A 12751-nucleotide genomic window follows, 5' to 3' on the forward strand; every position below is an offset into this window, starting at 1 on the left:
TTTAAACTTTTTTATGAAGGCTACCAAGCGAAAGCGCGGTAGAAAAATCTGTGTCTATTTTCTTGACATAGTATCACTCCTCCCCCAAAGACAATTTTTTCGGGGTCTAATAAACAAGTTATGGCATAACAGCCATGTACAAGTGATTCAACTACTTTCGGAATTAAAGAGTGTGCAAATTCATCATCTTGCTGATACTTTTCGAAGACCTCTTTAGTTGTCATTGAATTGTTCGTTAATTTTTGAATCGCAGGGCCAGCTGCCGCTTGTTCCAGTCTTTCGATTCCATTGGCAGATTTCACAGGCAATAACCCCAGTTCACCAGCAAATCCCATTCCTCGAATAAAATCTCCGTTATGAATAATTGAAACCGCAATGCCAGTACTGATTGTAAAATATACAAAGGTCTCATGTGGATTTGCTCCATATTTTTGCCACTCTGCAAAGGCTGCCATATAAACATCGTTATCAATTACAACTTTATCTGCAGGAAAGGCTTCCTTGATCCGTTGAATAACCGGAAAACCTCTCCACGGCAAATTATTTTGAAAAACAGCGATACCTGATTCTCGATCTAAAATTCCTGGTACCCCTAACCCAATGCCTTCAAGTTGTTGCATGTTCAAATGCGATTCATCCAAAACATTGTTAATTACCTTCACTACTTGTTGAAACATTTTTTCTTTATCACTTGGGTCACTTGGTACCTCTGAACGAAACAGAATGTTTGCATCTTTATCAATGATTGCTGCGGCAATCTTCGTTCCTCCAATATCGACTCCTATTGATCGTTTCATGTATATATCACCTCACCACAATACTTAAATCTTAATTACAGTTAGATTAATAATTTATTAGACTGTATTTTCATTATACAATTGATGGGTTGTTGGGTCCAATTTTATTTTCGAATAATTCTGCTTAATATTATCATACCTATAATAATTAGATACTTTCTTCTGTCATCTTATTGAAAGTACAATCCACAACACTATAAATGAAATATGCAATTAAACTAAAAATGATCATTGTAGCCCCTGCAAAAAAGTAAATAATCGCTATACCTGCACTCAGAATTAGGAGTAATAAAATTGTATTAGGTAGGTTACGAATCGAGAGAATAAGTGAGTTTTTAATCGTCTGGATCCAAGTTACTTTGTATTGAACCATGACTGGGAATATATACAGAGTGATAAAGATAAATTGGATTAAGACCAGAAAGTAAACTGCAAATAACACATACTTCACATTTGAAGGAATTTGATTTGTAAAATTAAAGTTAACTATAAAAAGAAAGGCGATAAATAACCAGATTAACTCGAGGACGATTCCCTGTTTTACATTTTCTTTAAAAAAACGGAAAAAGGAGGCGAATATTTTGATTTCGCCTTCTCTTTTCCACTTACGAATGACACCAAACATAGCTGCTGTTGCTGGGAAAATCGTGATAATGGGAATACACATAAGAATCCAAATTAAATTTAATAAGAAGGTATTCATGATAAAATCCATTGCCCTATATAATTTACTGTCGTATATTCCCATATCTTTTGTCTCCTTTTCTACATGTGGTAGGCATTATATTTAACCAACTAATTTATTCTTACCAGTACTTTTTCCAATCTTTTGCTAATCGAATGAGGGCTTCGAAATAATAATAATCTCCCCAAATACAGCTTTCATCGATTCCGCGGCCTCCCCCTTTATAATAGACCGCGTGTTTGAGAATTCCATTTGCTTCACTGTCAATTTCAGTTCGATAATTTTCATAAAGTGATTCAACCATCAATAACGCTGCATTTTCATATAACTTCTTATCTTCATCAGTTAGTGGTAAATACTTTGTTAATTCTAGTAATCCACAAACTGTTATAGCTGCAGCAGAACTATCTCTTTCTTCTTCACCATCAGTAAATATCAAATCCCAATAGCAAATGTAGTCTTTAGGGATTCTATTTAAATAGTAGTTTGTGAGTTTTTTCGTTAGTTCAATTAAACTCCAATCATTTGTATAGGAGTAACTTAAAGGAAAACCATAAATACCCCATGCTTGGCCACGGGCCCAACAAGAATCATCTGAATATCCTTGTCTTGTATTTCCATACAACGGCTTACCAGTTTCTGGATCCATATAATAAGTGTGGAATGTTGATGCATCTTCCCTCACAATATATTTAGCTGCTTGTTTGACATGTGTTTCGGCAATCTGATGGTATTTTTTATCACCAGTAACTTCTGATGCCCAATAGAGTAATGGTAGATTCATATTGCAATCAATAATCATTCTGCCACGCTCTGCAGGGTCATTTAGATTTCCCCATGCTTGGATAATACCCGCTTTGTCGTAATACCTAGTGATTAATAGGTCAGCCGCTTTAATGGCTGTTTCTTTTGCCTTTTCATTCCCAGTTAATTGATATGCATTCACACATGACAGCGAATATAGAAATCCTAAATCATGATGATCAACTTCAATTCGCTTTTCTAATCGTTCTACAAAGCTATCAAGCTGTTTTTCTGCAACTTTTCGATATTTCTCATCACCAGTCCATTCATAAGCTAGCCAAAGCATTCCAGTCCAGAAGCTTGTCGTCCACTCTACGTTTTCGATTGGTTTATAGACCAGATTTTCACTATTTGAATCGGGAAAGAAATCAGTAAACTCATCTAAGCTTTGATCGATTTTTGCTAATACATGGTCAATTGCTTTTTCAACAAATGCTCTGTTTACGTTAGACTTCTGTTCAAATCTTTCTTTATTTAAAATTTTTTCCGTATGTACCTCATTTACAATTACAGTCATTGTTCTACCACCTTTTTCACATGATATAGTAAAAATGGATCGTTCATTTCATTTAACCAGTCACATAATTTCCCCTCTAGTTTCGATACGATTGGATGTTTGATTGGCTCCCTGATTACTTCTGGGTGTTGTTGAAATTTATCCTCCATTAACTTATAAAACAACCTAATTTGTACATCTTCCGGAGAATATCCATTGTGAATCACATACAAATATTCTTTCGACCTTATTGCGCGCCATCCATAGGCGAGATTACTTACTCCTGCTTCTTGGAATTGCTCCAAGGCTTCTTTTCTTCCAGGATAGCAGCTAATATACGCATATTCTGGGCCTTCATTCGTTTGCTTAATGATAAAATCAGATAAATCTGTTCCCTCAACCGAATCTGGTGCTACCAAATTCATTAATGATAAAATCGTTGGCATAATGTCAACAGTATTTAACAACACTTCTGATTTTGCCTTTGGTATTTTATTAGGCCAGCGGATGATAAATGGTACTCCGATTGATTCTTCATACCATACATGCTTCGCCATTAGACCATGTGAACCCATCATCTCTCCATGGTCGGATGTGAGTACCACAATGGTATTTTCATTTAAGTTTTTTTCTTTTAATAATTCTAGAATTCTACCAAACTGCTCATCTATTCCAGTTATAGCAGCAAAATAATTAAGTTGATTTTCCTTTAACTTCTCTTCTCCGCCATCAACATGTTCTCCGGTATGAACCAATAGTGGATCACGAATCTCTACATTCTTACGAAACTTGAGATCCATTCCTTCATATACTTTTCGGTATTTATCCGGCACTTGGTCAAATGGGCTGTGTGGTGGATTCCACGAAATAAAGAGTGCAAAAGCTTTCTCTTGATCGCGTTTTTCAATAAACTCAATTGCTTTATCTGTTTCATGTTCAACGGACCATTGTTGGACTTTTATCTTTTCCGGACTATCCCCCCAGTAATGTGGAGATAAGTGGTCGTCCCAGGCACCGTATGAGTACCAATGCTGAAATCCATGACGCTTTGGACCAGGTGGGGTGTAAGCATCCCATCCTTTAGCACCTGAAGCAGGCTTATCAGTCACGTTTAGTTCAGGTAAGTCAAGATGCCATTTTCCGATATAGCAGGTTTCGTAGCCTGAATCTGCTAAGACATCACTTATACAAGTTTCATCTGGTTGTAGCATGACATCCGCACCTACTTTACAGTTTGTAAATACTCCCGTATGAATAGGATATTTTCCTGTCAGTAAAGATGCTCTGTGAGGCGAGCACAATGGAGAAACAGTCAACGCATTTGAAAAAACTGTACCTTCTTTGGAAAAAGCATCTATATTTGGTGTGATTACTTGATCCTCCTCTTCATAACCCACCGCCTGTCTTCTCCATTGATCTGCAAAAATATACACAAGGTTAGGTCTATTGTTGCTCTCCATCTAACTCACTCTCCATCATGTGGTTTTCATTTTTTCCATTAGTTTTGAACAAAATTGGATTGCTTTCCTACACCTATCCCCCACTTATTTAGTGGGGGGATGGGTGGCAAATACAATTAATACTTATATTGATTTGGAATAAGTTTTAGTTTTGTATTGAAACTAGCACCTTTTGCGTCTTGAACATTGACCTTTAATTTAATGTAAGGTTTTGTATTCACTACCTCAACGTTCTCATCTGCTTCGATTACGGAAAAGGCTTTACCATCAATATCAATTTCGATATAGCCATCGTTTTCCATAGTTGGATCAGAGACTGCAATTTCGAGAATCCCGTCTTTTGCCTGCATTGTGATGGATGCTTGCTGATAAACAGTTAAAGGCCCAACTGTCTGCTTTTCATTAACCCAAAAATTCGCCCCAATGATATGTTGTTTTTCTTCATAAACCGCCTGAACGGAATCATCATTTTTTAAGACTTTAATATCTGGGTTAGTAGCGTATTGTTTTACTTGTTCTTGTTTCTTATTTGGAAGCAGGACATAAGAATACATATCTTGCTTTGGTGCTAAACCATGATCTATCCACATAGTTGCATAGGACCTGCTTACTGTATCTGTTGGTTCTGTATAATTAATGTCATACCATGTTCCAGTTCGTTCTTCCTTCTTCACGGTAATTTGTTCTTTTTTAGGGAAGTAATAACCGATATCTGCCCCTTTTACATTCCCTTCAAGGAATGCCCATTCCGCAGTAACCGTTGTTTCTTCTCCATTCTGAATTTCTCCATTAACACTTAACTTATTGGAACCATCATCCCGAATTTTTCGATTCTCTATAATCGTTTCAATGTTTCTCGTTTCACCGCTTGAAATTCCTGCGCCAAGTGCAACAATTTCATCATCAAACATAAACCAAGACTTTTTCGCGACTAATGAACTATTCCACGCATCGTAAGACATACCAGCTGTTCCATACGTGTTTAATGTAGAACCTCCCACCCATGATTGCGTGGAATTATGTTCTCCACTGCCGTCTGCTCTGTGCATGGTGTCTATCGTGGTTCCAGGCATACGGTATGGGTCGACCGTTGGCCAAAAATCACCACTGTATTGGCCTAAGTCGCCAGTATACAAATACGTCATTCCTTCTCCTGTATACCAACCTTTTCTATTCTCGTTATTCATATCTTCATAGTTTTGAACACGATTGGAATACATACTAATTCCGAATGCATAACCTAGTTTTCTATGAATGACCCGATCCATATTGGCATAGGTTACATGAAGATCTAGTTCACCTCTAGATATGACAGATGAATCATTCATTAAATTCTTTGCAAGTTTATAGTCCTTGAAGTTACTAGTGTTTTTAAAGTAATCGAAGTATGTATTCTCTTCGATCCAGAACTTTGCCATTGCTTTATATTTTGTCGCATACGGTTCTGGGGCAAATTCCGCCATCCGTATAACAGTCTTAATGATCGTTTGCCCCGCTTGATGGTCTTGTAAGAAGGACCTGGAAATTGCTCTACCTCTTACCATATCCATTAATGCCCCTTTATACATTAAGGGTTCATAGGATTTATCCACCCATTCATACACATTCTCTACATTATTGTCAGTAACTTTCCAAGTGGAATCACTTAATAGCTCTAACATATCAGTTAGCCCTTCTAAGAGGACATTACCGTAAGAGCCAGTATATGCCACATCCTCGTGCTGAATAAATGATCCATCCTCATAAAAACCATCTCCGTTAGTAACATTTAGGAAAGTCTGACTTAATGCATCCCGTGCAGCAGCAATTTTCTGACTCTCCTTTACAATAACGCCACGTACAGCAACGACTTTACTTACATCAATACGGTTTGCACCAACCGCTTCCCTGTAATTAGTAGGTGTTGTAGCTCCAGATTTGGTCGGATCAGGCTGAAAATGATCTACTACAGCTAAGTAGCGTTGTACCGTTTCCAAATCTAATGAATCGTATAGGAGAACCATCAAATCATTTAATTCCTTTGGAACTCCAATTTCCCAATGCCACCAGTTACTCCATTGATTAATACTCTCGTTATAGTGATTTTCATAGAGCCATTCTAAACCGGAAGCAATATCCTTAAATAGTGCTGGATTCTGATATAATGTTGAATGTTCATTTGCATATGCTTTCGCCATTGTTGTTAAATTACGATAACTATCCCGAATATCAGAGGAATTATCAAAAGAAGAATACTCCATCCATAAAAAGGATCTTTCCTCATTTTTGTTCATGTTTTTCCACAATTGATTCGCTCTTTTGGTTTGATTTTGAATAACTTCATTCATACGTTCATTGGCTGGATCATAATATTCAAGACCAGTTAGAGAGCTTTCCCACCTTTTCCTGAGCTCGTCATATTCATCCGTTACTGCCTCGGTAACTGTAATGGTCATTTCACTTTCTAAAGCACTATAATCAGTCTTCACATTAACAATGGCTGTACCGGCACCGATAGCTTCCACTACTCCATCTTTAACTTTTACGACTTCTTGATTGGAGGATGACCAAATGAGAGTATCGGTATCCGCATCTTGTGGTTCATGGGCTACTTCTAATACTCTAACTTGACCAGTTGTTAATGAAAGTTCAGTAGATTCTAAACCTATTTCTTCTAACGCTGGCCTTGTTATTCCTTCATTACGGTTTACTTTCACCGTAGCAGTATCGTATAAACCATTATCTGCATAAGCGATAATCGTAGTTTCCCCTACGCCAACCGCTTGTGCTTTACCATTTTCTACAGTTACAACCTCTTCATCCATAGACATCCATGAAATTGTCGAGCTAGTATTAGAAGGCTCTACAATTAAATTTAGTTCCATACTTTCCTGTTCTACTAATGTAATTTCTTCTTCATCTATTGAAATCTCTTGTGCTGGACTGATATGCTCCACCGCTACATTGTCGAACATCGCAGTTCCTGTTCCTGTTTCAAAGAAAAGCTGTACTCGAATACGATCGACGTTTTCATTCAGATGTATATCCTTTTCGATTTTAGTCCAGTCATGGGTTCCTGTGAATCGATCTGAATAAATCAACTCCAATTGTTGACTCCCTTGAAAGGTGGTTATTCGCATCCTAGCACCCTGACCACTAACTATGTTATCGGTCTTCACCCAACTGCTTACTCGGTAATGGTCCCCTCCCGTAACAGAGATATCCTGATTCACAGAAGTTCGTGCAGTTTCTTTTGCTTTGATCAGTAGTCCATATTTTCCTTCCATGCTTGCTTCTTCTGAGATTGAAACAACAGGATTCCCAGTAGGTACCCATACATTCCAGTCGGCTGCTCCTAAATCATCCCAACCCCCACTAGCTTCTACCGTGTCTTCAAACCCAGGGTTTAATAAATTTGCATTATTGGCATTGGCAAAAAGTTGATTTCCTGTAAGACTAGTTAATACTAAGAGGAAAATAATAGTTAGTATTCCTATTCTTCTCATTAATTTCACTTATTTTCTCCACTCCTACATTGGTTTCTTTACTACCACTCCTGTCATTTCCTTGGTGAATAGGAAACAGTGGGGACACGACTCGATCCACCACTGATTCATTTTTATTAACCTTTAATCCCTGATGATGCGATTCCTTTAACGAAATGGTCTTGTGCTAAGAAAAAGACAATAATTGTAGGGATAATCGCAGATACTGCAGCTCCCATCAATAAGGCATATTCAGTGTTATACTCAGTAATAAAATGCTGGATTCCTAATTGGATTGTGTATAGATGATCTGATGTAAGATAAATTAAAGGTCCAAGGAAGTCATTCCATGTATGCATAAAAGAAAAAATAACCAGTGATGCTATTGCCGGTTTTGAAAGTGGCAAAATAATCTTTAAGTAAATTCCAAATTCATTTAATCCGTCAATTCTTGCTGCCTCTAGTAATTCATCTGGGATTGATAAGAAAAATTGACGGAACAAGAATACTCCAAATGGATTAAAGGCTCCAAGTAAGATAAGCGATAGATGGTTATTAACAAGTCCTAATTCACTCATCAGCATGAATTGCGGAATCATCATTACTTGATAAGGGATCATCATGGTCGCAATATATAGGAAAAATAATTTATCTCGTTCTGGGAATCTCACTTTGGCAAATGCATATCCCGCCATCGAACTTGTTAACACGTTCAAAATTACAGTGATAACCGTTATTTTCAATGTATTTAAATAGTAAAGATGAAATGGAACCCTCGTCCACACTTCCACATAGTTACTCCAGTAAAACGTTTCTGGAATCCACTGAATTGGAATTCCAAATATTTCGGACTCTGCTTTGAATGATGAAGAGAGCATCCAAATAAAAGGAATAACCATTAATAGTGACAAGGTAATAACAAATAAATATTTTAAGAATGTACTAAATTTTATTTTCGGTAGTGGTTTTCTTTGATTTCTCTTCGATTCCACCTTTTTTGAATTCGTCACTAATTCCACGAATCGATTCTCCCCTCTTTGTCTAATATATGGCACGGTTTCATCTCTCTTATGAATTGAGGGATCTTCTTTGACCTAAATAATTTAAAGCCGTAAAAATTAGGATTAGTAAAAATAGGATATAGGCCATTGCAGAAGCGTATCCATATTCATACTCCTTAAATGCTGTGGTATATATATCGTACACAAGCACCTGAGTAGAACGACCTGGTCCTCCACCAGTTAACGCGTATACAAAGTCAAAGACTTTGAAGGAATTGATAATCGCAATAATAGAAGTAAAGAACATAATAGGTGATAACATCGGCATTGTTATTTTAAAGAATTTTGAAATGGAGCTCGCACCATCAATATCTGCTGCTTCATATACATCTTCTGGAATACCTTGTAAGCCTGCTAAAAATATAATCATGTAGTATCCAACAGAATGCCATATGTACACAATGGATACAGAAAAAAGAGCCCAGTCTGGAGAAGAAAACCATCCTGGTAGATTATCAAATCCAAGATTTGATAAGAACCCATTAACGGGTCCAGCTGTTGGATTGAAGATTAATTGCCAAACAGCAGCAACAGCAATGGTTGAAGTTACATACGGTAAAAATACAGCAGTACGGAACACTTTTACTAGTCGCATTCCTTTATTTAGTGCTACTGCAATTAAAAGTGATAAGAATAACGTTACTGGTACTGAAATGAGGGTAAACAAGATAGTATTTATCAATGAAATCTTAAAATCCGTGTCCTCAAACAATCTTAAGTAATTTTCTAATCCAATAAATTCAATTTTCCCGAACCCATTCCATGAAGTAAAACTCATAAAGAATGATGCGATGACAGGCAGGAAAATAAAAGCTAGAAAACCTAGAATGTTTGGTAGAAGAAACGAATAACCAATGAGGCGATTTCTCTTCTTAAATGACGTTTGATATTTGCTATTTTTACTCATTGTTTTTCTTCCCTTCTATGATATGAATGAGCACCGTATTGTGGCCCAATACAGTGCTCATCCCTACCATGGTTTGATGTCAACTAATATTACCTATTCTGCATACTTACTTGCCCATTCATCTTGAACACGTTTAGCAATATTATTGATAGTTTCCTCGACGGTTTGATCTCCAATTAGAGCAAGTTCTCCTTCTTGTTTATAGATTTGCTGTACGACAATGTTTTTCACACCAGGTAACATTGGATATTCTGGATATTCGACTGTTTCTAAGAAATAGTGTCCATTTTTTGGCTTTAATTCGCCATCTCCTAGATAGATCGATTTAATATCTTCATCAACATAACCTGTCAGGTATCCATCACCAGCAAATATTTCAGCACCTTGTTTTCCAGTCATATAACTTAGAAATTTGAAGGCAGCATCTTTATTTTCAGACTTTGAATTCAGCATTAATGCAACTGGTAAGGCAAGTGTTGTATTTGCTTCTACACCTTCAGGGTGTGGCACAGGAACAACGTCCCAGTCAAAGGAAATTTTTCCTTCTTCTTCAGCTTGTCGGAGCTGTGCAACATGCCAGTCACCAATAATGTTCATTGCAACATTTCCTTTTTGGAACGCAGCATTGTAATGCGCTCCAGTAGAAACTTGCTCGGACCAACTCATGATGGAACCGTCTTTTTCCAAATCTATACGATATTGTAGAGAATCTGCAAAAATACTTAGATCTTTATCAATGATAGAAGCTCCAGTTTGTACCCCTTGCATATACCATAGTTGTGGCCAAGGTTGAATAAATGCCCCGTACGTTTTGTCAGCGCCGCTTCCGCTCGTCAATTTTTTAGCTACCTCACGGAATTCTGCCCACGTCATATCCTCACTTGGGTATTCAACTCCTGCTTGATCAAATAAATCTTTGTTGTAGAACATCATATTATTTGATTTACGATAAGGAAGACCTAAAACTCCCTCTTCATACTTCATCGCATCATACATAGAGGCAAAACCTGCAACATCTAAATCACTTTTTTCAATATAAGAATCAAGTGGTTCTATAATCCCAGTATCCATCATCGTATCGATTTGACCAGCAAATACGTCATAACCTATACCACTAGAAAGTTGCATTCTAATTTTTTCGTAGTACTGTTCTTGTGGGAACGTTTCAAACTCGACGTTGATATCTGGATTTTCTTCTTTAAACTTTTCGTATGCGCTTTCAAATGATGGTAGATCCGCAGGGAATACAGCTACTTTTAGTGATGTCTCACTTGAATTTTTTTTACTAGAGGAATCACTAGAAGTATCTCCATCACCAGATGTTGAATTTCCACCACATGCTGCTAGAACTAAGATAAGAGATAAGAAGATTAGAAAACTAAAAAGCTTTTTCAAAATATTTCCCCCTTTTTTAACTTAGATTTTTTTGTATAATTACTTTGTAAAGGCTTACCTTATTGTAACTTTTCGAACTTTTTTGTAAAAGGTGAAAGTTTCATTCCCCTTCTGCAATACTTTTAAGTAAAATAATGACTATAGGAGGGTAGAAATTGTTCTTTATTGCAATTTTGTTATTATCAATTTCAATTATGTTAATCTATCGAAATATTAAAAGTTACTCAACGATATTTCTTTTTGGATTAACTGTTGGCTATACCCTTTCATTTATTGGATTGGTGCTTTACCTAAGTAAGTTCAATATTTCCTATGAATTTGTTAATAAATTTTTTAATTTTACACCAGGTTCTTGGAACTCTCTTGTATTGCATAATTTTAATCCGGATTTTCTTTTGCGAATTTTGAATTTCGGAACAATCCTTTTTTATTTTTGTTTTCTATTTTTTGCTATCTCCTACACGACTAGTAGAAAAGGCAATCGAAAAATGATCCCAATCTACATTCTCTTAACTATGATTGCAGTGCTGCAGTATTTCTTTTATGACCCAAAGCTAAACCTTTCCATACAAGACACTGCGATTGAATATAACTTACAGGGACTTTACAAATCGTACATATATTATGGTGACCGCATTTTTCTCTTTTCAAATATCGGATATATTGTGATTGGAATCTTTCTATTCATTAGAAACTATTTTTTACATTCACACGTTCGATTCATCAAAAGATATACATTATTCAATTTGATTAGTTTAATTCTGCTAGCGAGTGTTTTTTTATCTATGTTTTCCTGGGCACCAGATATGTTGGTAAGAACGACTTTTAGCACTCAATATCCTAATTATTTACATCCAGACATTCATAAATTTTTGTTGGAATTACGGATTTTACCATTAATTGCTGTTCTAACTCTAGTATTCATGGCCTACACAGTATATAAGTATAATTCAATCGAAAATTATTATAGAAATTTGATACTTATAACTGATAGAAAAATTGATACTGCTTCCTTGGGTGTTCGTGCTTTTACTCATTCCATTAAAAATCATTTAGTTGCTATTCGGTCTGAAGCAGAGTTTTTGAGAGAGCGTGTAGGTGATGATGAAGAATCTCTGTATAGTTTGGACCTTATCTATGATTCATGTCAGCAGGCATTTAATAGAGTAGAAGATGCCGGAAATAAACTAAATCAGATCACCTTGAATTTTGAACCTATTGATTTGAACGTTCCTGTAAAAACCGCTCTTAAAAGGGTTAATCTAAAAAATTCAAACATTTCTTTGAAATACCACGCTGTTAAAGACTCAATAATTGTGCAAGGAGATCCGAAACATTTACAGGAATCTATCTACAATATTATTAAAAATGCACTGGAGGTTGTATCTTCGGAAACAGGCATTATTGAAGTTGAAGTTAAGGAAATTGGAGATTGGGGAGTGATAAAAATAAAAGATAATGGCACTGGTCTACAAACCGATGATTTTAATGAGATTTTCACTCCTTTTTATTCAACAAAATCGTCCTCAACAAATTGGGGAATTGGTCTTTCTTATTGTCATAAAATTGTAACCGGTCATGAAGGAAAAATAGAAATCGATAGTGTTCGAAATAAGGGCACCCAATTTAGTATCTATTTACCGCTTTTTCTTTAATAAAACAACTTCATTCGAAGGAGGTAG

The 12751-nt window shown here is 36.2% G+C and carries 9 protein-coding genes; 1 reads left to right on the forward strand and 8 read right to left on the reverse strand.

Annotation, left to right across the window (positions count from 1 at the left end; translation table 11 throughout):
• Positions 1 to 20 precede the first annotated feature (20 nt).
• The 8 genes from ACR65M_RS10580 to ACR65M_RS10615 form a co-directional block, all read right to left on the reverse strand.
• Complete coding sequence (locus tag ACR65M_RS10580; protein WP_440273293.1) at positions 21 to 797, reverse strand: ROK family protein; 777 nt, start codon at positions 795 to 797, stop codon at positions 21 to 23.
• Between the two features lie 148 nt (positions 798 to 945).
• Positions 946 to 1545, reverse strand: a complete 600-nt coding sequence (locus ACR65M_RS10585; RefSeq protein ID WP_341332577.1) for a YesL family protein — start codon at positions 1543 to 1545, stop codon at positions 946 to 948.
• Positions 1546 to 1603: 58 nt separating this feature from the next.
• Positions 1604 to 2803, reverse strand: coding sequence for a glycoside hydrolase family 88 protein (locus tag ACR65M_RS10590; RefSeq protein ID WP_341332578.1), 1200 nt, complete (start codon positions 2801 to 2803; stop codon positions 1604 to 1606).
• Positions 2800 to 4242, reverse strand: coding sequence for a sulfatase family protein (locus ACR65M_RS10595; protein ID WP_341332579.1), 1443 nt, complete (start codon positions 4240 to 4242; stop codon positions 2800 to 2802). The genes ACR65M_RS10590 and ACR65M_RS10595 overlap by 4 nt, the downstream gene beginning before the upstream one ends.
• 116 nt (positions 4243 to 4358) lie before the next feature.
• The gene (locus ACR65M_RS10600; RefSeq protein ID WP_440273294.1) at positions 4359 to 7727 is read right to left on the reverse strand and encodes a polysaccharide lyase family 8 super-sandwich domain-containing protein; all 3369 of its coding nucleotides are present in this window, start codon (positions 7725 to 7727) and stop codon (positions 4359 to 4361) included.
• Between the two features lie 116 nt (positions 7728 to 7843).
• On the reverse strand, positions 7844 to 8725 hold the full coding sequence (locus tag ACR65M_RS10605) for a carbohydrate ABC transporter permease (RefSeq protein WP_440273295.1): 882 nt from the start codon (positions 8723 to 8725) through the stop codon (positions 7844 to 7846).
• 49 nt (positions 8726 to 8774) lie between these two features.
• The gene (locus ACR65M_RS10610) at positions 8775 to 9674 is read right to left on the reverse strand and encodes a carbohydrate ABC transporter permease (RefSeq protein ID WP_341332581.1); all 900 of its coding nucleotides are present in this window, start codon (positions 9672 to 9674) and stop codon (positions 8775 to 8777) included.
• 93 nt (positions 9675 to 9767) lie between these two features.
• Positions 9768 to 11069 (reverse strand): sugar ABC transporter substrate-binding protein, encoded by a 1302-nt coding sequence (locus ACR65M_RS10615; RefSeq protein WP_341332582.1) that lies wholly within the window; start codon positions 11067 to 11069, stop codon positions 9768 to 9770.
• 155 nt (positions 11070 to 11224) lie between these two features.
• Here ACR65M_RS10615 and ACR65M_RS10620 point away from each other — a divergent pair, with 155 nt between their 5' ends.
• Entirely contained in the window at positions 11225 to 12724 is a 1500-nt protein-coding gene (locus tag ACR65M_RS10620; RefSeq protein WP_341332583.1) for an ATP-binding protein, read from the forward strand.
• Positions 12725 to 12751: the final 27 nt, after the last annotated feature.

Source organism: Ferdinandcohnia sp. SAFN-114 (assembly GCF_059415045.1).